Genomic DNA, 20,740 nt, shown 5'->3' on the forward strand with positions numbered 1-20,740 from the left:
ATCGGGACGCAAACGCTACTGCCGCAGGTCAGGCCGCGTGGGTCGCGAGACGGCCCATTTCGCGCGCGACCAATTCGCGGTAAGGGCCCCTTCCCTGTACCAGAATATCCGGCGGTCCGTCTTCGATGATCCGCCCGCCCTGCAATACCACAACGCGGTCAAAATTGCGCAGGGTGGCTAGGCGGTGGGCGATCGCGATCACGGTGCGTCCTCGCATTAGCCGCGACAACGCCTCACGGATCGCTTCTTCGGATTCGCTGTCGAGCGCAGCGGTTGCCTCGTCCAGCAACAGGATCGGCGCGTCCTTCAGGAAGGCGCGCGCGATGGCGATCCGCTGCCGCTGCCCGCCGGAAACCTTGATGCCGCGATCACCAACCATTGTAGCCATGCCTTCGGGAAGATTTTCGATGAAATCGCAGCGCGCTGCAATCGCCGCGCGCAGCACCTCGTCGTCGGTCGCGTTCGGACGTCCATAGCGGATATTTTCCATGATCGAGCGGTGGAACAGCGAGATGTCCTGCGGCACGACCGAGATCGCCTCGCGCAGGCTCTGCTGCGTGACCCGCGAGATATCCTGGCCGTCGATCATGATGCTGCCGTGCTGGACGTCGTAGAAGCGCTGCAGCAGCACAAACAGGCTGGATTTACCGCCGCCGGAATGGCCGACCAGCCCGACCCGTTGTCCCGGCTGAATGCGCAAGGAGAACTTCTCGAACACCTGAACGCCGCCGGGATAGTGGAACGAGACGTTGTTGAAGGCGACGGCGGCGCCGCTGCGGACCAGTGGCTCGGCCTCGGGATGATCCTTCAATTCGTGCGGCAGTAGCAAGGTGGCGATCGCCTCCGTCAGGCGGGCGACGTGCTGGGTCACGTCGACCAGCGCCACCGCAAGGTCGCGCGTCGCGCTCAGGATCGAGAGCCCGAGCGTACATACCAGCACGACATCGCCGGTGGTTGCCGCGCCCCGCTGCCAGAGCGTGATGACCCATGCCAGCAGCGCGATCGTCAGCAGAATGGTCACAACGGCGTGAAGCAGCCGCAGCTTCTCGAGATAGCGGAGGCTGCGCCCACGGGCGTCGAGTTCCCGTTCGACGGTGGCGTCGAAGCGGTCGTGTTCGTAGCTGAGGCCGCAGAACGCACGGACCAGCGGCAGATTGCTGATGACGTCGACCATCTCGCCGTCCACCGCAGCCGCCTTGTCGGCAAAGTCATCATGCAGCGGCTTGCCCGCCGCGGCGAGGTGAAACATCGCCATCAACATGATACCCGCGATGACGATCAAGCCCGCGGACATCGCAAGACTGACGGTTCCTATGAGGAGTATCGCCGAAACGGTGGCGATGCACGGCGGTAATACGTTCCAGACGAACATGTTTTCGACGGTGAAGACGGCATTGGATGTCGCGGTGATACGGCTGGTCAGCATGCCCGGCAGCCGGTCAGAGAAATAGCTGGGAGCGTGACCGGTCAGGTGGCGGAACATGTCACGGCGGAGATCGCCGGTGACGCCCACGAAAGTGAAGCTCGCCGTCCAACTCGCGACCCGCCACAGCAGATTATCCGCCGCAATAAGCGACATGAGAAAAGCGAATGCCAGCCATACGCTGCTCGCGTGCGACGAACCGGCCGTCAGACTGTCGACCAGATACTTGACGCCGTATTGCGTGCCCACCGAGCAGGCAACCGCTGCAATGACGGCAGACACGATGACCACATGGGCTCCGCGGCGCCGGCGCAGATAGCGCAAGACAAATGGAAACGGCCGTCGCGCATATCCTGAAAGATTGTCCATGTCGTCTGCAAACCTGTTGAGAGTGAAAGGGAATCCTAACGTACATCGCCCACGAGGTCGTGAACGATGCCGCTTCGGGTTTGCTGGCGCGCAGCCATCACCGCGCAACAATTCTGCAGCATCCAAGTCGCCTCAAATCTGTTGATGTCAGATGGCATCAGCAAGACAGTCGTGTGGAAGAACCAAGATGCGCCGACAGTTGGAACTTCGCAGATGCAAGAACGTTCCAGCTTCCGGCACGCCGGTGCCGATCTGCGGGCTGAGGGATTTATCCAACCAACATTCGAAACAGGAGACGAAAGATGCGCATCGCGCAGGTCGCCCCGCTGACGGAGGCTGTTCCCCCCAAACTGTACGGCGGCACCGAGCGGGTGGTGCACTGGCTGACTGAAGAACTGGTAACGTTAGGGCACGAAGTCACCTTGTTCGCTAGCGGGGATTCCCGCACCTCGGCGAAACTCGATGCGACATGGCCGAAGGCGTTGCGCCTCGACGGCTCGGTGCGCGACCCCAACGCGCTGCACATGGTGATGCTGGAACGCGTTCGGCAGAAATGCGACGATGAAGAGTTCGATTTTCTGCACTTTCATCTCGACTACTATCCGTTCTCGCTGTTCTACCGACAGCCGACGCCGTTCCTGACCACCCTGCACGGCAGGCTCGACCTGCCGGAGCATCAGCCGGTATTCAATACCTTCTCCAAAGTCCCGGTGATCTCGATCTCCAACGCGCAGCGTCGGCCGGTGCCGCAGGCCAATTGGCTGCGCACCGTTCACCACGGGTTGCCGGAGAATCTGCTGACGCCGCAGCCGGTGCAGCCGTCCTATTTGGCGGTGCTCGGGCGGATCGCGCCGGAAAAGGGCGTTGATCGCGCCATCAGCATCGCGACCCGATGCGGCATCCCGCTGAAAATCGCGGCCAAGGTCGATCGCGCCGACCAGGACTACTACGACGAGCTGATTTCCCCACTGATCAAGGCCAATCCGCTGGTCGAATACATCGGTGAGATCACCGACCGCGAAAAGCCCGACTTCCTCAGCGGCGCCATCGGGCTGCTGGTGCCGATCGACTGGCCGGAGCCCTTCGGCCTCGTCATGATCGAGGCCATGGCCTGCGGCACACCGGTGGTCGCCTACAACCGTGGCTCGGTGGCGGAGATCATCGACCCTGGTCTCACAGGTTTCGTGGTGGAAGATGAAACGAGCGCGGTGGCTGTGGTCGATCGACTATCCATGCTGGATCGTGGCGCCATCCGCCGGCGGTTCGAAGCCCGTTTCACGGCGCGCCGCATGGCGCTCGACTATCTCGCTGCGTATCGCGGCCTGATGGAGGAAGAGCCGCGCATCAAGCTCGTGAGCAGCGCGGAGTAACGGCGTCCACGCGTCATCGTCATTGCGAGGAGCGAAGCGACGAAGCAATCCATGTCACCGCGAGTGGAGAGATGGATTGCTTCGCGGAGCCTGTCATCGGGCGCGCATTCGCGCGACCCGTTGGCTCGCAATGACGCTAAGAGACCATCGTCCGTTTCGGTTCGACGATCTCGAACATCCGCGGGAATTCGTCCATCAGCATCATCAACTCGCCGAGCCGCACCGGATTACCGCTGACCTTGATCTTGCCGGAGCCGACTGCTTCCGGAAATGTCGCCAGTTTGGCGATCACTTCGTCGAGAACGCTGCGCGGCAGCGTGAAGCTGGCGTCGGCATCGGGGGCTTGCGCGTTCGCGACATAGGTCAACGCGCAGTTTTCCAGATTGAGGATGAAGGTCTCGCCGGTATCGGTGAAATTCCAGTTCAGGACGATGCGCTTGCCTTCGGCATTGGGACCGTTGAGGCGCACGCCGAGCACGTCCCAGAGCTGTTCGGTGCGGAGCGCGGCCAGCGTTTCACGCGGCATCGCGGCGCGTGGCGGCGTCTTGGGCATGCCCTGCCGCAGTTCCTGCGCGCCGAACAGATAGGCATTGCGCCAGGTCGAACTTTCGGAGGCATAGCCGAGCTGTTCGAAAGTATCGGCGAGCAACGCGCGCGCCGTCTGGTTATCGGGATTGGCGAACACCAGATGGCTCACGGCCTGCGCGACGAAGCGGAATTCGCCCTTGGCAAAATCCTCGCGCGCGCGCGTCAGGACGGCGTCCGCGCCGCCCATATACTCGACATATTTCTTGCCCGCTTCGACCGGCGGCAGCGGATCGAGGTTGACGGGATTGGCGTCGTACCAGCCGAGATACTTTTGGTAGATCGCTTTCACGTTATGCCTGATGTGGCCGTAATAGCCACGGCCATGCCAGGCGCCCTCAAGGCTCGCCGGCAAGCGGATGGTTTCGGCGATTTCGGCGGCGATTAGCCCATGGTTCATCAGGCGGATGGTTTGGTCATGCGCGAATTTATAGAGATCGCGCTGCTGGCGGATCATGGCGTCGATCCGCTCCTGCCCCCAGACCGGCCAGTGGTGCTGGCCGCACATCGCATCCGCCTTACCGCCCCACATCTGTAGGGCCTCACCGAGATATTTCGACCAGGCCAGCGCGTCGCGTACGTCGGCGCCGCGGAACGGCAGCAGGTTATGAAAATTATGCGTGCAGTTTTCCGCAAGGTTGAGAAGCTTGTAACGCGGTATGAAGAAATGCATCTCCGCCGGCGCTTCGCTATTCGGCGCCATCTGGAATTCGAATTCCACCCCATCGATGGTCCGCCGGTCGCCGGTCGCCATGATCAGATCGGTCGGGCGCACGAGCGCAACCGCCCCGGCCGCCATGGTCTTGCCTAGCCCGCAATCGACCTGCCCGCGCACGCCTTTCGCAAGAAACGGTCCGAACTGATATTGCGCGCGTCGCAGCATGGCGGGGCCGGCAATGATGTTTTCCGAAACCGCATGCTCCATGAACAGATTGGGCGCGATGATCGGCACGCTGCCGCCGGTGGGTGTTGCATCGTCGAGTACGCCGCGCGCGCCGCCCCAATGGTCGGTGTGGGTATGGGTGAAGATCACGGCCGCAACGGGCCGCTTGCCACGGTGCTGGAAGTAGAGCTCCATCGCCGCCCGCGCGCCTTCGATCGAGGTCAGTGTATCCACCACGATCACGCCGCTATCGCCCTCGATCAGCGTCATGTTGGCGATGTCGAGCCCTCGCACCTGGTAGACGCCGGGCACCACCTCGAACAGGCCGTGATGCATGTTGAGGCGCGACTGCCGCCACAGGCTGGGATCGACCGTCGGCGGCGCTTCTTCCGCGGACAGGAAACCGTAAGGTTCCAGGCTCCAGACCACCCTGCCCTGAGGCGACGTAATCCTCGCATGCTCGATCGTGCCGAGAAAGCCGCGCGCGGCGTCGTCGAAATCACGCGTGTCGGAGAACGGCAGCGCCTTCAGCGTCGCCGCATGCTGCGCGATGACGGAGGCGGACGCTTCCTTTGGAGACTCCTTGCGAGCTTCGATCGTGGCTGGTTGGCTCATTGTTGTGTAACTCCCCTACTCGCGATGGAACGTTTGAGAAATTCGAACGGCGTCAGCGAAACGCGATCCCCTCGAATTTTCCGCTGCTGCGCCAGCCCTCGATATATTTGAAATAGGCCATCGGGCCTGCGGGATGGCCGACGTTGAGCTTGGCCGCCGGACCCGGCTCGCGCCCTTCATTGTTGTAATAGCCGGGCGTGCAGTCGGGCGAGCCGATGATGCGGCCCGCGCCGGTCAGCAGCAGTTCGACCCATTGATCCTCTGCTTCCCTGGTGACTTCGATTTCCTTGAAACCGTTTACCTGCGCGTACTTCACCATGAGTGCAATGCTTCTCGCGGCATCGGTCAGGTTGTGCGGGACATTGGAGATCAGGTTGGCGCCCTGCGCGGGCTGCACGAAGAACGCGTTCGGGAAACCATGGACATGGACGCCGTGCTTGGTGCGCATGCCCGACGCCCAATGCTCCGACAGCTTGATCCCGCCGCGACCGGTTAGGTCGAAGCCGGCGCGCCGCTTGTACTCGGTTCCGACCTCAAAGCCCGAGGCATAGATGGTGCAGTCGAGCGCATATTCCTTGGCCGCGACGACGACGCCGTTCTCGGTGATGCGCTCGACGCCCTTGCCGTCGGTATCGATGAGATGCGTGCCCGGCGTGTTGAACGCCTGCAGATAGGAATCATGGAAGCATGGCCGCTTGCAGAGCTGGCGATACCAGGCCTTGAGCTTTGCCGCGGTCTCGCGGTCCTGCACGATGCTGTCGACCCGCGATCGAATTTCTTCCATCTTCTCGAAATCGGAATCCTCGAACGCCGCCAGCATGTTTGGCGGCGTGCGCTGCTCGCGCGGCAGGTCCATGACCTTGGCGCGGATGCGCCGCGACAGATCGGTCCAGCCGTCCTGCACCAGATCCTCTTCCGCGGAGCCGCCGGCCTGGTTTGCCGTAAAATTCTCCAGCCAGCGCTGCTGCCAGCCCGGCGTGGCGATCCCGGCGAACCATTCCGGATCAATCGGCGCATTGGCGCGCACGTCGACAGAGGATGGCGTGCGCTGGAAGACGTACAGCTCCTTGCAGGCGCGCGCGAGATGCGGGGCGCATTGCACCGACGTGGCGCCGGTGCCAATGATGCCGACGCGCTTGTCGGCGAGCTTCTCCATCAGCGCGCCCGATGGATTGCCGCCGGTGTAATCGTAGTCCCATCGGCTGGTGTGGAACGAGTGCCCCTTGAAGGATTCGATGCCGGGAATGCCGGGCAGCTTAGGCACGTGCAGCGGCCCGGTGCCCATACCGACGAATTGCGCGGTGAAGTCATCGCCGCGGCTGGTGCGGATGCGCCAGCGCGATGTTGCCTCGTCCCAATCGAGGCTCACCACCTCGGTATGAAACAGCGCGTTGTCGTAGAGGCCGTATTGCTTGCCGATGCGCTGGCAATGCGCAAGGATTTCCGGCGCATGCGCATATTTTTCCGACGGCATGTGTCCGGTTTCCTCGAGCAGCGGCATGTAGACCATCGAGGCGGTATCGCATTGCGCGCCGGGATAGCGGTTCCAGTACCAGGTGCCGCCGAAGTCGCCGCCCTTCTCGATGACGCGGACGTCCTGCACGCCGGCTTCCGACAGCCGCGCGGCGGTGACGAGCCCGGCAAAACCGCCGCCGACGAAGGCGAAGGTGACGTGATCGGTCTTCGGCTCACGCGCGGCAAGTGGCGTATAAGGATCGTCGAGATAATGCGCGAGCTGCCCCGCGACACGCAGATACTGGTCGTTGCCGTCGGGACGCAGCCGTTTGTTGCGCTCCTCCAGATATTTTTGGCGCAGCCGCTCCTTGTCGATCGCTGCGCCCGGCGAGGCCGAGGGTCGGTCGGCGATTGTCATCCGGAGCGCCCTTCAGAAAATTGCCAAGGTGCCTGTCATAGCACCGCACAGACGGCATCATGCCGCGCCGACTCGCGGTTGCCAACATCCCAGGCACGAGATATCGCTCGCGGATCTCGCCGCACCGATGAAGGCCGACTACGACGAGCTGGCGAACGTGATCGCGACATCAGGCATGGCGCTGCAGTGAGGCGGCGCCTGCTCCTTTCACGCCGTCATTGCGAGCGAAGCGAAGCAATCCACCTATCCGCGTGGGGATAGATGGATGGCCTCGTCGCTTCGCTCCTCGCAATGACGATGCGGTCGTTACCGCCCTACTTCTTCACCTTGCTGGCATCCATCTTGATGCCCGTATCCAGCATCTTGGTCGAAAACGCAGTATTCACGTCGAACGGCTTTTCCATGCCGAGATAGGTCTGCACCAGCTCGTAGTCCTTCTTCATCCGCTCGGCATCGATCCAGCCGAGCGCCTTGGTCGTCGTGAATTCGTCTGTCATCAGGAACTTGATGCGCTCCCACTGCCGCTGCTGGTTTTCCTTGTCGAGACCTGAGGCCTGGTCGAGCAGCGCCTTGAGGCAGGGCGCCACGTCGGCGACGCAGGCGGCGTAGGCCTTCTGGCTGATCTTGACGAAGTCCTCCACCAATTTTGGATTCTTTTGCAGATAGGCGCCGTTGACGATCAACGAGTTGCCGTAAGGGTTCAGCCCGATATCCTTCCAGTTGACGTAACCGAGATCGGCGCCGAACTCGATCACCTTCAGGTCGTGCTCATTGTAGAAATCGCTGATGATATCGACGGTATGGCTCTTCAGCGCCGCGATCTTGGCGGTCGGGCCGACATTGACGAAGCTCACTGAATCTGGCGCGATGCCGGCGGCCTTGGCAAAGGCCGGCCACATCACCCGCGAGGCGTCGCCCGGCGGATTGCCGATCTTGTGGTTCGGAAAGTCCTTCGGCCCGTTCACGCCATAGCTCTTCAGCCAGTAGAAGGTCTGTCCGGTGTTGGCGTAGATGCTCATCAGCGCCACCACGTCGGCGCCCTTGCTCTTGGCCACCAGCGCGGTCGCGAGATCCGCGATGCCGAACGGCGAGCCGCCGGAGCCGACCTTCAGCGAGGAGACGCCGGAGCCTTTGCCGACTTCGATCGTGAGATCGATGCCGGCCTTCTCGTACCAGCCTTGCGACTTGGCGTAATAGAACGGCGAATGATCAGCCGTCGGCGTCCAGTTCAGGATCAGGTTAACGGACTCGGCGGCCACACAGGGCGCAGCCGGCACGGCAAGCGCAAGCGCCAATCCTGCAATTCGCAAAGCCTTCATTGCACCCTCCTCGTTCTGCAACCCGATCTTGTCGCCGCGCATCCGTGACGCTACCAATGCAACAAGGGACCAGACGACTTGTCAACTATTTGGTTGGAAATGCCGAAAAAACGTTCTGACGATACCAGGCCGCAGCGGCGCGATCCGGCCGCGACCCGCAAAAAACTGCTGACGGCGGCGCGGCGCGAATTCGCCAGCAGCGGCCTCGCCGGCGCCCGGGTCGACGAGATCGCCGCGCGGGCGGGCGTCAACAAGCAGCTCGTCTATCACTATTTCGGTGACAAGGACGCGCTGTATCTGGCGGTGCTGGAATGGGTCTATGAGGAAATCCGCGCCCAGGAGCGCAAGCTCAATCTCGAGGGGCTGCCGCCGGAACAAGCGATCAAGAAGCTGATTGAAAGTTCCTTCGACCACCTTGCCGCGCATCCGGACTTCATCGTGCTGCTGAACGACGAAAACCGCGGCGGCGCCCGGCATGTGCGCGGATCGCGAAAACTGGAAGCGATGCATTCGCCGCTGGTCAGCCTGGTTTCGACCATTCTCGGCGAAGGCGTGAAGGCCGGCATATTCCGTAAAGGTATCAACCCCGTGCACCTCTATATTTCAATCGCCGGGCTCAGCTATTTTTACTTCTCGAACACGCCGACCCTGTCGGCGATCTTCGGCAAGGACTTGTCGAGCCGGGCCGCGCGGCAGGCGCGCCGCAGGCACGTGGTCGACCTGGTGATGCACTCTCTGCGTCCCTAATCAACCAGATGGTTGATTACTGGCAGGGGCCGCGGTAGATTGCCGCCGCGCGGCGGGGAACCGGCCGCGCATCCAAAGGGAGCGCACGGGTGTTCAGCGGTGACGGCGGATCGGCACGTTCTTTCGCGATCATCCTGATCGTGCATCTGGCCGTGATCGTGCTCTGGCAGGTTCTGGTCGACGCCTTCCAGGTGCCGAAATTCATTCTGCCCTCGCCGCTCGCGACCGTCGCGACGCTGGGTTCTCCCAGCTATGCCTGGCCCTCCAATCTCGCGGTGACCGCCATCGAAATTCTCGGCGGGTTTTGCCTCGGCGCGCTGGTCGGCATCATGCTGGCCGTGCTGTTCACCTGGTCGCCGCTGATCAGCCTTCTGCTGCTGCCGCTGTTCGTGACGCTGAACATGATCCCGAAAGTGGCGCTGGGACCGCTGTTCATCGTCTGGTTTTCCTACGGCATCTTGCCTAACATCCTGATTGCGTTTTCGATTTGCTTCTTTCCGATCCTGCTCACCACTGCGCGTGGATTGAGTGAGGTGGAACCGGACCTGCTGGATCTCGTGAAGTCGCTGCGCGGTTCGCGGTGGACGCTGTTTCGAAAGATCCAGTTGCCGGGTGCGTTGCCTTACGTGTTTTCCGGAATGAAAGTCGGCGCCATCCTGGCGGTTGCCGGCGCGATTGTCGGTGAGTTCATCGCCTCCGAGCGGGGGCTCGGCTACCTCATGATCCAGGTGCAGTCTTCGCTCGATACGCCGGCGATGGTGATGGCGGTGGTGCTCCTGACATTGCTCGGTGTGGCGCTGTATGGGCTCGTGCTCGGCTTAGAGCGGATGTTCGTCGTCCGTGACATCCGGCTGCAATAAGATCAGAGAAGAAACATGCTGCTGACCCGCGATACCCTGCCCGCAACGATTGCTGACACCGCAGCTCTCGACGAATTACTGTGCCGCCCGACCCAGGCATTGATCGACGATCTGCGCAAGGTCGACGGCGACATCATGATCCTTGGTGTTGGCGGCAAGATGGGGCCGACGCTGGCCGGCCTTGCCAAGGCGGCCGTGCCGGAGCGCCGCGTGATCGGCGTGGCCCGGTTCAGCGATCCCGCCGTCAAGGAATGGCTGCAGGCGCGCGGCGTCGAGACCATCAATTGCGACCTGCTCGACGAAAGTGCCATCAAGGCGCTCCCGAAAATTCCGAATATCGTCTTCATGGCCGGACGCAAGTTCGGCGCCGAGGGCGACCTCTCGCTGACCTGGGCGATGAACTCGCACGTCCCCGCCCTGGTCGCGCAGGCCTTTGCGACCTCGCGTATCGTCGCGTTCTCGACCGGCTGCGTTTATCCGTTCGTGCCGGTCAACGGCAAGGGCTCGGCCGAGGATATGGCGCCCGATCCGCCGGGCGAATATGCGCAATCCTGCGTCGGGCGCGAGCGTATGTTCGAGTATTTCTCACGCAAGCATGGAACGCCCGGACGGCTGTTCCGGCTGAACTACGCGATCGACATGCGTTACGGCGTGCTGCACGATATCGCGAGCAAGGTGCTGCAGGGCCAGCCGATCGACGTCAGCCTCGGCCATGTCAATTTCATCTGGCAAGGCGACGCTTCCTCGCAGGCGCTGCGCTGTCTGGCGCATTGCGATACGCCGACCTCGCCGATCAATGTCAGTGGCCACGAGATCCTGGCGGTGCGCGATCTCGCCGCGAAATTCGGCCAGCGTTTCGGCCGCGCGCCCGTGATTGTCGGCAAAGAGGAGCCAACGGCGTGGCTCACCGACACGTCGCAGGCGGTGAAACTATTCGGCTTGCCGATCGTCGATACCGAGCAGCTCATCAGTTGGACCGCCGATTGGGTGTCGCGATCGATGCCGAGCCTCGGCAAACCCACCAAATACGAGGTGCGCGATGGCCGCTATTGAGCCCATCGACATCGTCGAACTCGATGTCAGCGATGCGAAGGCCGGGCTCGTGCTGTCGACCGAAGCCGGCTGGAACCAGAACGAAGCCGACTGGCGTTTTTTCCTGAGCCAAGGGGTCGTATTTGGCGCGCGCGACGGCAACCGGTTGGTGGCGACGGCGGCGCTGCTGCCCTACTCGGCGGGAAATGCCTGGATCAGCATGGTGCTGGTGACAGCCAACTTTCGCCGCCGCGGCCTTGCGACCAGGCTCGTCGATACCTGTCTGGAAGCGGCCGCGCGGCGCGGGCTCACAACCTGGCTCGACGCTACGCCGGCTGGCGCGACCGTCTATGGTCCGCTCGGCTTTGCGCCGACGCTGCAATTGCGGCGACTGCGGCTGGAAAAGCCGCAAGGCACCACAGCGACAAGGCCGCTGGCGGCCGGCAGCCTCGAAGCCCTGGCCGCGCGCGATGGCGGCGCCATGGGATTCGACCGCAGCACATTGCTGTCGGAATTTGCTGCGCGCCCGGGTTCTCGCATCGTGTCGGATGCTCGAGCCATGGCCCTGATCCGCGATGGACGCACCGCACGGCACATCGGTCCAGTCCTGGCCGATCATGCCGATCAGGCGTTGGCATTGGTCGACGTCATCACTACCTCCGAAACCGGCCCCTGGCTGATCGACGCCGTTCATTCTCAGGATGCGTTTTTGAACGGTCTCGTTCGCTCGGGTTGGAATATCGAGCGCCCGTTTCAGCGCATGCGCTTTGGTTCCGCGACCGCCTCGCCCGCGCAACCGCCGTTCGCCGTCGCCGGCCCGGAATTCGGATAGGAACAGCCGCCATGCATCATAGCGAAATCAAGGCCGAGATTCGAAAGCTGATCGCCGACGGCACCGTGCTTCCGGCGCATCCGCTCGCGCTCGATGCCAACCGCGCACTCGATGTACGGCATCAGCGGGCGCTGACGCGCTATTACCTCGATGCTGGCGCCGGAGGATTGGCCGTGGGCGTGCACACCACGCAATTCGCGATCCGCGACGTCGGCATGTACCGTCCGGTGCTGGAGCTGGCGGCCGAGACCGCCGCTTCATGGACCAAACGGCCGGTCGCGATGGTCGCAGGCCTGGCCGGTCCGACCCAGCAGGCTGTTGCAGAGGCGCAAACGGCACGCGGCATCGGCTACCACGCCGGCCTGCTCAGCCTGGCTGCGATGAAATCGGCATCCGAGGAGGAGATCATCGCGCATTGCGAGGCAGTGGCACGCGAGATCCCCCTGGTCGGCTTCTATTTGCAGCCGGCCGTCGGCGGCGTGATCCTCAGGACCGATTTCTGGAAGCGCTTTGCGGCCATCGATAACGTCATCGCAATCAAGATCGCGCCGTTCAACCGCTATCGGACGCTGGACGTGCTGCGTGGGGTGGCTGCGGCGAACGCGCTTGACCGCGTCGCGCTCTATACCGGCAACGACGATCACATCCTGCTTGACCTCACTTTGCCGTTCGACCTGCGCGACAAGGGCGTCACCACGCGAGCGTACTTCAAGGGCGGCCTGCTCGGGCACTGGTCGGTATGGACCGCGAGCGCGATCAGGCAGTTCGAGATGTGCAAGGCGGCACGCGGCAAGGACACCGTGCCGGCCGATCTCTTGGCGCTCGACGCGCGTGTCACCGATTGCAACAGCGCGTTCTTCGACGTTGCCAACAATTTTCACGGCTGCATTGCCGGTTGCCACGAAATCCTGCGGCGGCAGGGATTGATGCAAGGTCTCTGGTGTCTCGATCCCGCCGAAGGGCTGAGCCCGGGCCAGATGCAGGAGATCGACCGCGTCTGCCGCGAGCATGCCGATCTCTCCGACGACGCCTTCGTTAAGGCGAACCTGCAGAAATGGCTGGCATGACGGCAGACGAGCCCTTCATCAGCCTGCGCAACGTCCGCAAGGTCTATCGGTCGAGGGCTACGGAATTCCTCGCCGTCTCCGACGTCACCATGGACGTCAAGGAAGGCGAACTGGTTTCGCTGGTCGGCCCGTCCGGCTGCGGCAAGACCACCGTGCTGAAGATCCTGGCCGGATTGCATGACGCCGATGGCGGCACGATTAAAATCGGTAATGCGAGAACGCCATTTGATCCGGCGCGCGACATCGGGATGGTGTTCCAGCAGGCCCTGCTGCTGAAATGGCGAACCATTCTGGACAACGTGCTGCTGCCGGCTGAAATCGTCGGCCTGCCGATGAAAGCCGCGCGGAGCCGCGCCCGCGATCTGCTCAACCTGGTCGGCCTCGCCGGTTATGAAGACAAGTATCCGCAGCAATTGTCCGGCGGCATGCAGCAACGCACGGCCATCGCCCGCGCCTTCATCCACGATCCCAAACTGATCCTGATGGACGAGCCGTTCGGCGCGCTAGATGCGCTGACCCGCGAGCAGATGAACCTCGAAATGCTGCGGATCTGGCGCGAAAGCGGCAAGACCATCCTGTTCGTAACGCACTCGATCCAGGAAGCGGTGTTCCTCGCCTCGCATTGCGCCGTGCTCACCGCAGGTCCAGCGCGAATGGCGGAATATTTCCCGATCGAGTTGCCATTTCCCCGCGCATTGCCGATCAAGACCACGGATGAGTTCGGCGCCTATGCGCGGCGAATCTACGCGCGGCTGGGATTGAGCCCGGGGACGTAGCCTGCAGGCGCCAGGACTTCGCCGGCCCGCCTCGCATACGCATCATGCAAACTGAGCGCCTGTGGCCAGCGCGGCGTCCGTAGTACACGCCACGCTAGGGCGCGTCCGCGCCGGCGTGGAGAGCCCGACAGAATGTCCGCAGACTTAGCCCCCAAACCATCCGCCGCACCCATCGACGGCCTGCCTCCCGAACTCAGGCGCTGGGCGGTGGCGGCGATCTTCACCGCGCTGGCGCTGGCCTCGTTGGATACCGCGATCGCCAATATCGCGCTGCCCGCCATCGCGGCCGACCTCCATGTCAGCCCGGCCGACGTGGTCTGGGTCGTCAATATCTACCAGATTGCCTTGGTCGCGACGCTGCTGCCGCTCGGCGCACTCGGCGAAATCGTCGGTCATGAGCGGATCTATATCGGCGGCCTCGTGCTGTTTACGCTGGCCTCGCTCGGCTGCGCCTTGGCATGGTCGCTGCCGAGCTTGACGGCGGCGCGGGCGCTGCAGGGGCTGGGCGCCAGCGGCATCATGAGCGTGAATGCGGCGCTGGTCCGTTTCGTCTATCCGACGCGCATGCTGGGGCGCGGCTTCGGCCACAACGCGCTCGTGGTCGGAACGGCATTCACCTTCGGTCCGACCATTGCCTCCGCGATCCTTGCGATCGGAACGTGGCCGTGGCTGTTCGCGATCAACCTTCCCTTCGGCCTGATCGCAATCTGGATCGGCCTGAAGACCTTGCCCAAAACGCCGCGCGCGAAACACGCGTTCGATTTTGCGAGCGCAGCGCTGACCGCAAGCTGTCTCGGGCTGTTCATCATCGGCATCGGCAGCGCGGCACATCAGGCGCCGCCCGTCCTTGTCGGAGTGGCGCTTGGCGCGGCATTGCTGCTCGGCTGGATCATGACCCGACGGGATGCGGATCATCCGGCGCCGATGTTGCCGATCGACCTGTTCCGGCGGCCGATGTTTGCGCTATCGGCCGCCACATCGGTCTGCACATTCGCGGTGCAGGGATTGGCCTTCGTTTCGCTGCCCTTCTACTTCGAGGACGTGCTGCACCGCTCCCAGGTCGAGACCGGCTTCTTCATGACGCCCTGGCCGCTGGTGGTGGCGATCATGGCGCCGATCGGGGGGCGGCTCTCCGATCGCTATCCCGTCGGCATTCTCGGCGGCCTCGGGCTGGTATTGCTCGGCATCGGCATGGCGCTGCTGGCAACGCTGCCTTCCGATCCTAGCGTTGCCAACATCGTCTGGCGCACGGTGATTTGCGGAATCGGATTCGGCTTCTTTCAAACGCCGAATTTGCGGGCGCTGATGTCGAGCGCGCCGCCGCACCGCAGTGGCAGCGCGAGCGGCATCGTCGCGACCGCTCGTTTGACCGGGCAGACACTCGGCGCCGCGCTCGCGGCTCTTTGCTTTGGGCTGGCCGGTCACGACGGCGCGACGGTCGCGCTGATGCTCGGCGCCGGATTTGCCGCGCTCGGAAGCCTGATGAGTTTCCTGCGTCTGACCGTGGACGCAGAACGGACATGATCGCTGCGCGGGGGCACGCCCGCGGTTTACTGCGCCTAGTTGAGCGCCCAAAGATAAGCCAGCGTTGCCGCGATCCCAAGACCCGTTCTGACCGCGTGCAACCCTCCCCACTTCACGATCAGCGCACGTGACTGCGGGCCGGCGTCCTTCTCGTCGATAGCGTTCAGCAGGCGGTTGGTCGGCATGATGCCGATCAGCGTATAGGGCCAGTTGGCGAGAATGAGCAACGCGCCGACGATCCAGCGCCAATCCCGCGTCAGCCAGGCAGCGGTCAAGCCGAGCACGCCGGAAATGACTGCGCAGCTCGCCTGCATCATAAAGCCGCGCGCGTAGCTGGGCTTCCATTGCCTTAAGAGGCTCCGGTCATCGAGGCCGAGACGCGCCGGCTGTTCGGCGAAGTTGATGAAGAAGGCGGCACCGGCGAACGCCGCCGCGACGACCATTGCAAGCTGTCCTGCAAACATTATTCACTCCACACTCGTTTCTGATTGACAATATGTTGTCATTTTGGATACTATTTGTCAAATGACAACGAAAAGACATACGCCCGGCGGTCAGGCTTTGACCGAGCTGGTTCTCGCCGTGTTTCGCCTCAATGGACGCCTGCTCGCGGCCGGTGATCGGCTTGTTTCGGACCTCGGCCTCACCAGCGCGCGCTGGCAGGTGCTGGGCGCAATCGCGCTTGCGCCAAGTCCGCAACCGGTGGCCTGGCTTGCGCGCAGCATGGGACTCAATCGACAGGGAGTTCAGCGCATTGTGAACGAGATGGCAGAGGAGGGCCTCGTGGAGCTGCGGCCCAATCCGAATCACCGCCGGGCGCACCTCGTCGCGCTAACCAGGCGTGGGCAGGATACCTTCGAAACCGCCAGCGCGCTCCAGGTTCCGTGGGCAAATGCCCTTGCGAAGGGGTTTAGTCCCGAAGAGCTCGCCGCGATGACCCGTGTCACGAAGCTGCTGAGCGAGCGCCTTGATAAGTCCGTCTAGCCTCTATCCCCGAACGAAGGGACACCCGATCGGCCAGGTTGCGGAAACCTGGCGCAACACCGGCGAATCGACTTTCTTCCCGTTCGTCAAGTGCGCGTTTTCTTGATTTGAACTGTTCTATTTTCTCGGATCACATCGCGCCCGGTTCAATTGGCGAATTGGACTCAAAAAGGGACATGCGATGGCAAACCTCACAATAAACGGCAAAACAATCAATGTGGACGTCGAAGATGACACGCCACTGCTCTGGGCTATCAGGGAGAATGTCGGGCTGACCGGCACCAAATATGGGTGCGGCATTGCACTATGCGGCGCCTGCACAGTTCACGTCGACGGGGTCGCGATGCGCTCCTGCGGCATGACGGTCAGCGAGGCCGTCGGCAAGCAGATCACCACGATCGAAGGTCTCGCCTCAGAAGGCGCGTTGCACAAGGTGCAGCAGGCATGGGTAGCTAACGACGTCCCGCAATGCGGCTTTTGCCAGAGCGGCATGATCATGGCGGTCGCAGCCCTTCTCAAGGAAAATCCGAAGCCGACCGACCAAGATATTAACGAGGCCATCACCAATATCTGCCGATGCGGGACCTTCCAGCAGGTCCGCGAGGCGATCCACGCCGCCGCGAACGCTTGAGGGGAACGCCATGAACAAGCACGTCATGCCCAAACTCAATCGCCGCAGCTTTGTGATCGGCACGGCTGCCGCCGGCGCCGGCCTCGCGATCGGTCTCGATATTCCCTTCGGCGGACCGACCGTGGTCCGTGCTGCCGACGGCTCACCCGAAGTCAACGTCTGGGTGGTGATCCGCCCCGACAATACGACTGTGATTCGCGTCGCCCGCTCGGAGATGGGCCAGGGCACCCTCACCGGCCTCGCCCAGCTCGTCGCCGAAGAACTCGAATGCGACTGGTCCAAAGTCGTCACCGAATATCCGACGCCCGGTCAAAGTGTCGCACGCAAGCGCCCGTGGGGCGATTTCTCAACCGGCGGCAGCCGCGGCATCCGCTCCAGCCAGGACTATGTCCGCAAGGGCGGCGCCATCGCGCGCGTGATGCTGGTGCAGGCAGCAGCAAACCAGTGGAAGGTGCCGGCCTCCGAATGCACCGCGGCCAATAGCATCATCACCCACACGCCGTCGGGCAGGACAACGACCTACGGCAAGGTAGTTGAAGCCGCGGCGAAGCTTGAGCCGCCGGCGGACGTCAAGCTGAAGGATCCCAAGGACTGGAAGATCGCCGGCAAGGGCGTCAAGCGGCTCGACACCGTCGACAAGACCACGGGTGCGATGATCTACGGCATGGACGTCAAGCTGCCCGGCATGCTCAACGCCGCGATCAAGGATGCGCCGGTCTTCGGCAGCAAGCTGAAGAGCTATGACGAGGCCAAGATCACCGGCATGAAAGGCGTCAAGAAGGTGGTAAAGGTCGGCGATAGCGCCGTTGCCGTCGTCGCCGACACCTGGTGGCACGCCAAGACCGCGCTCGATGCGCTGCCGATCGTCTGGGACGAAGGCGAGAACGCCAAAGTCTCCAGCGAGTCGATCGCCAAATGGTTGGCCGAAGGCCTCGACAATTCGCAGCCAGCCTATATCGGCAACCAGAACGGCGACGCCAAGGCAGCGATTGCAAGCGCCGCCAAGAAGGTCGAGGCGGTCTACAACTATCCATACCAGAATCACGCGACCATGGAGCCGATGAACGCCACCGCGCTCTATACGCCCGATAAATGCGAGGTCTGGTGCGGCACGCAGAACGGCGAAGCGGCATTTGCCGCCACGCTCGAAGCGTCGGGATTGCCGGCCGAAAAATGCGAGGTGCACAAGCTTATCCTCGGCGGCGGTTTCGGCCGCCGCGGCATGACCGATTACGTCCGGCAAGCGGTTCTGATCGCCAAGGAGATGCCGGGCACCCCGGTCAAGCTGTTGTGGTCGCGCGAAGAGGACATGGCGCAAGGCAAGTTTCATCCGGTCACGCAATGCAAGCTGACAGGAGCCTTCGATGCCGACAACAATCTCACGGCGCTACATGTGCGATTGTCCGGCCAGTCGATCCTCTACACGGTGCGTCCGGCCGCGCTGGTGAACGGCATGGATACGGCTGCGTTCCAGGGCCTCAGTCCTTCTGGCGACGCGGCGATCGGCTACTCCGTGCCGAATCTCCTGGTCGAGCATTCCATGCGCAATCCGCACGTTCCGCCTGGCTTCTGGCGTGGCGTCAACGTCAACCAGAATGCGATCTACATGGAATGCTTCATGGATGAACTGGCGCATTCGGTGGGCCAGGATCCGGTCGAATTCCGCCGCAAGCTGATGAGCAAGCATCCCAAGCACCTCGCCGTGCTCAATGCTGTAGCCGACAAGATCGGCTGGGGCAAACCCGCGCCGCAAGGCGTCTATCGCGGGATCGCGCAGGTGATGGGCTACGGCAGCTATGTCGCGGGTGCCGCGGAAATCTCGGTCACCGAGGGCAGCAAGATCAAGGTGCACCGTATCGTCGCCTCGACCGATCCCGGCTATATCGTCAACCCAGCGCAGGTCGAGCGGCAGATCGCAGGGTCCTTCGTCTATGGCCTGTCCGCCCTGTTCTACGGCGGCTGCACGGTGAAGGACGGCAAGATGGAGCAGACCAACTTCGACACCTACAATTCCATGCGCATCGCCGAGATGCCGAAGGTGGAATGCGTCATGGTGCCGAGTGGCGGCTTCTGGGGCGGCGTCGGCGAGCCGACCATTGGCGTCGCCGCACCCGCGGTGCTCAACGCCTACTTCGCGGCAACCGGCAAGCGGATCCGTTCGGTCCCGCTGAAGGACCAGAACATCACGTTTGCCTGACATTAACGAGCGGCGGCCTCTCCGGCCGCCGCTCGCTCATCGAGAGATTTCTGATGAAAGCCTTGCGTGCCGTCATCGGGCTGGCAACGGTCATGGCGTCGAGCCTGCCGGTGCTTGCGGCTTCCGATCCCCCGCCCGGCGCGGCGTCCTGCTCCGGCTGCCACTCCGGTGGGGTGACTGGTTCGTCCGTTTCGCGGCTGAATGGCCGCGACGCCGGTGAGATCGCGACCGCGATGGCTGGATTTCGCGACGGCTCGCTTCCCGCTACGGTAATGAACCGCATCGCCAAGGGCTTTTCCGACGATGAGTTGCGCGCGATGGCGGCGTGGCTCGCTGCACAAAAGTAAGGGGCCGCCAGCATGGGCGTAAGCCGTCGCATCAGCCGCCGGAAGTTCTGTAGCGCCAGCGCGGCCGCCGCCGTGACGGCCTTGGCGTCTCCACTGCCCGTGTTGGCGCAATCCGCGGCGCGCATCGTCGTGATCGGCGGCGGTTTCGGCGGTGCGAGTTGCGCGCGCGCGCTGAAACAGATCGATCCGAAATTGCAGGTCACACTGGTCGAGCCGAACCGGACCTTCACCGCCTGCCCGTTCAGCAACAATGTCATCGCCGGATTGCGTTCGATCGAGGAGCAAAAATTCGGTTACGACAAGATCGCCGCCAGCGGCATCACCGTGGTGGCGCTGGAAGCAACGACCATCAATGCAGCGGCGCGGACCGTGGGCCTCGCCGACGGCACCTCGCTCTCCTACGACCGGCTGGTGCTGTCTCCCGGCATCGAACTGCGTTTCGACGCCTTGCCGGGCTACGACGAAGCCGCCGCGGCGAAGATGCCGCATGCCTGGAAAGCAGGCGAGCAAACGCTGTTGCTGCGCAAGCAACTCGAGGCCATGGACGATGGCGGTCTGGTGGTGATCGCAGCTCCCGCCAATCCTTTCCGTTGCCCGCCGGGACCTTACGAACGGGCCTGCCTGATTGCGCACTATCTGAAGACCAAGAAGCCGCGTTCGAAGCTGATCATCCTTGACGCAAAAGATACCTTCTCCAAGCAGCGTCTGTTTCAGAACGCTTGGAAGGAGCTTTACCCGGGGATGGTCGAATGGATATCGCTATCGCAGGGCGGTAAGGTGAATGCCGTCGATCCGGCGACCAACACTCTGATCACCGATTTCGGCAATCACACCGCCCAGGTCGCCAACGTTATTCCGCCGCAACGGGCCGGCCGCATCGCGGCTATTGCGGGCGCGACCGATAACACCGGCTGGTGCGCGATCGATCCTGTCACTTTCGAATCCAGATCGGCGCCAAACATCCATGTCATCGGCGACGCCTGTCTCGCCGGCGCGATGCCAAAATCCGCATTCTCGGCAAATGCGCAGGCCAAGACTTGCGCAAACGCGATTGCCACCCTGGTCGCCGGCGGATCGCCAGCCGCGCCGAAGCTGATCAATACGTGCTACAGTCTGGCAGCCCCCGACTATGGCATCTCGATTGCCGGCGTATACCATCCGAAGAACGGATTGCTTGCCGACGTTGAAGGCGCCGGCGGCGTTAGTCCGCTGGAGGCGTCGCGCGATTTCCGCGCCCGCGAGGCCGACTATGCGCAATCCTGGTTCGCGACCATTACGGCGGAAGTCTTTGGCTAGACGCACCTAT

Annotated in this window: 19 protein-coding genes; 14 read left to right on the top strand and 5 right to left on the bottom strand. The window is 62.9% G+C overall.

Translation table 11 applies throughout. The features are described from left to right. Window positions 1–28: 28 nt before the first annotated feature. Entirely contained in the window at window positions 29–1,792 is a 1,764-nt protein-coding gene (locus tag YUO_RS0111405) for an ABC transporter ATP-binding protein (protein ID WP_028347369.1), read from the bottom strand. A 302-nt stretch (window positions 1,793–2,094) separates the two neighbouring features. Here YUO_RS0111405 and YUO_RS0111410 point away from each other — a divergent pair, with 302 nt between their 5' ends. After that, window positions 2,095–3,162 carry a glycosyltransferase family 4 protein gene (locus YUO_RS0111410; protein WP_028347370.1) on the top strand — a complete coding sequence of 356 codons (1,068 nt, stop codon included), beginning with the start codon at window positions 2,095–2,097 and terminating at the stop codon, window positions 3,160–3,162. 136 nt (window positions 3,163–3,298) lie between these two features. Here YUO_RS0111410 and YUO_RS0111415 read toward each other — a convergent pair whose 3' ends face one another. Further along, complete coding sequence (locus YUO_RS0111415; RefSeq protein WP_028347371.1) at window positions 3,299–5,245, bottom strand: alkyl/aryl-sulfatase; 1,947 nt, start codon at window positions 5,243–5,245, stop codon at window positions 3,299–3,301. A gap of 52 nt (window positions 5,246–5,297) precedes the next feature. Then, window positions 5,298–7,118: a flavin-containing monooxygenase gene (locus YUO_RS0111420; protein WP_028347372.1), complete on the bottom strand. Its 1,821-nt coding sequence runs from the start codon at window positions 7,116–7,118 to the stop codon at window positions 5,298–5,300. Window positions 7,119–7,146: 28 nt separating this feature from the next. On the opposite strand from YUO_RS0111420, the gene YUO_RS46180 reads away from it, so the two are divergent. Beyond that, window positions 7,147–7,308: a hypothetical protein gene (locus YUO_RS46180; protein WP_156908596.1), complete on the top strand. Its 162-nt coding sequence runs from the start codon at window positions 7,147–7,149 to the stop codon at window positions 7,306–7,308. Window positions 7,309–7,432: 124 nt separating this feature from the next. Here the strand turns inward: YUO_RS46180 and YUO_RS0111430 are convergent, their stop codons facing one another. Continuing rightward, entirely contained in the window at window positions 7,433–8,437 is a 1,005-nt protein-coding gene (locus tag YUO_RS0111430) for an ABC transporter substrate-binding protein (RefSeq protein ID WP_028347373.1), read from the bottom strand. A 99-nt stretch (window positions 8,438–8,536) separates the two neighbouring features. On the opposite strand from YUO_RS0111430, the gene YUO_RS0111435 reads away from it, so the two are divergent. The 7 genes from YUO_RS0111435 (at window position 8,537) to YUO_RS0111465 (ending at window position 15,275) form a co-directional block, all read left to right on the top strand. After that, window positions 8,537–9,184, top strand: coding sequence for a TetR/AcrR family transcriptional regulator (locus YUO_RS0111435; RefSeq protein ID WP_028347374.1), 648 nt, complete (start codon window positions 8,537–8,539; stop codon window positions 9,182–9,184). 89 nt (window positions 9,185–9,273) lie between these two features. Beyond that, window positions 9,274–10,044: an ABC transporter permease gene (locus tag YUO_RS0111440; RefSeq protein ID WP_028347375.1), complete on the top strand. Its 771-nt coding sequence runs from the start codon at window positions 9,274–9,276 to the stop codon at window positions 10,042–10,044. 15 nt (window positions 10,045–10,059) lie between these two features. Continuing rightward, window positions 10,060–11,097, top strand: coding sequence for an NAD-dependent epimerase/dehydratase family protein (locus YUO_RS0111445; RefSeq protein ID WP_028347376.1), 1,038 nt, complete (start codon window positions 10,060–10,062; stop codon window positions 11,095–11,097). Next, a complete protein-coding gene (locus YUO_RS0111450; RefSeq protein ID WP_028347377.1) occupies window positions 11,084–11,908 on the top strand; it encodes a GNAT family N-acetyltransferase in 825 nt (274 codons plus the stop codon). The genes YUO_RS0111445 and YUO_RS0111450 overlap by 14 nt, the downstream gene beginning before the upstream one ends. A gap of 11 nt (window positions 11,909–11,919) precedes the next feature. Next, complete coding sequence (locus YUO_RS0111455; RefSeq protein WP_028347378.1) at window positions 11,920–12,975, top strand: dihydrodipicolinate synthase family protein; 1,056 nt, start codon at window positions 11,920–11,922, stop codon at window positions 12,973–12,975. Continuing rightward, entirely contained in the window at window positions 12,963–13,751 is a 789-nt protein-coding gene (locus YUO_RS0111460; protein ID WP_028347379.1) for an ABC transporter ATP-binding protein, read from the top strand. Before YUO_RS0111455 ends, YUO_RS0111460 begins: the two co-directional genes overlap by 13 nt. A 132-nt stretch (window positions 13,752–13,883) precedes the next feature. Next, window positions 13,884–15,275, top strand: coding sequence for an MFS transporter (locus YUO_RS0111465; protein WP_028347380.1), 1,392 nt, complete (start codon window positions 13,884–13,886; stop codon window positions 15,273–15,275). Window positions 15,276–15,310: 35 nt separating this feature from the next. On the opposite strand, the gene YUO_RS0111470 is transcribed toward YUO_RS0111465, so the two are convergent. Then, entirely contained in the window at window positions 15,311–15,739 is a 429-nt protein-coding gene (locus YUO_RS0111470; protein WP_028347381.1) for an anthrone oxygenase family protein, read from the bottom strand. A 97-nt stretch (window positions 15,740–15,836) separates the two neighbouring features. On the opposite strand from YUO_RS0111470, the gene YUO_RS0111475 reads away from it, so the two are divergent. From YUO_RS0111475 to YUO_RS0111495, 5 genes are all read left to right on the top strand, one after another. After that, a complete protein-coding gene (locus YUO_RS0111475; protein WP_347335926.1) occupies window positions 15,837–16,259 on the top strand; it encodes a MarR family winged helix-turn-helix transcriptional regulator in 423 nt (140 codons plus the stop codon). 181 nt (window positions 16,260–16,440) lie between these two features. Beyond that, complete coding sequence (locus tag YUO_RS0111480; protein ID WP_028347383.1) at window positions 16,441–16,890, top strand: (2Fe-2S)-binding protein; 450 nt, start codon at window positions 16,441–16,443, stop codon at window positions 16,888–16,890. A 10-nt stretch (window positions 16,891–16,900) separates the two neighbouring features. Continuing rightward, window positions 16,901–19,087 carry a xanthine dehydrogenase family protein molybdopterin-binding subunit gene (locus tag YUO_RS0111485; RefSeq protein WP_028347384.1) on the top strand — a complete coding sequence of 729 codons (2,187 nt, stop codon included), beginning with the start codon at window positions 16,901–16,903 and terminating at the stop codon, window positions 19,085–19,087. A 53-nt stretch (window positions 19,088–19,140) separates the two neighbouring features. Further along, window positions 19,141–19,434: a c-type cytochrome gene (locus tag YUO_RS0111490; RefSeq protein WP_028347385.1), complete on the top strand. Its 294-nt coding sequence runs from the start codon at window positions 19,141–19,143 to the stop codon at window positions 19,432–19,434. A 12-nt stretch (window positions 19,435–19,446) separates the two neighbouring features. Further along, entirely contained in the window at window positions 19,447–20,730 is a 1,284-nt protein-coding gene (locus tag YUO_RS0111495; RefSeq protein ID WP_035726584.1) for an NAD(P)/FAD-dependent oxidoreductase, read from the top strand. Window positions 20,731–20,740: the final 10 nt, after the last annotated feature.

Source organism: Bradyrhizobium murdochi (assembly GCF_000472965.1).
GTDB classification, from domain to species: domain Bacteria; phylum Pseudomonadota; class Alphaproteobacteria; order Rhizobiales; family Xanthobacteraceae; genus Bradyrhizobium; species Bradyrhizobium murdochi.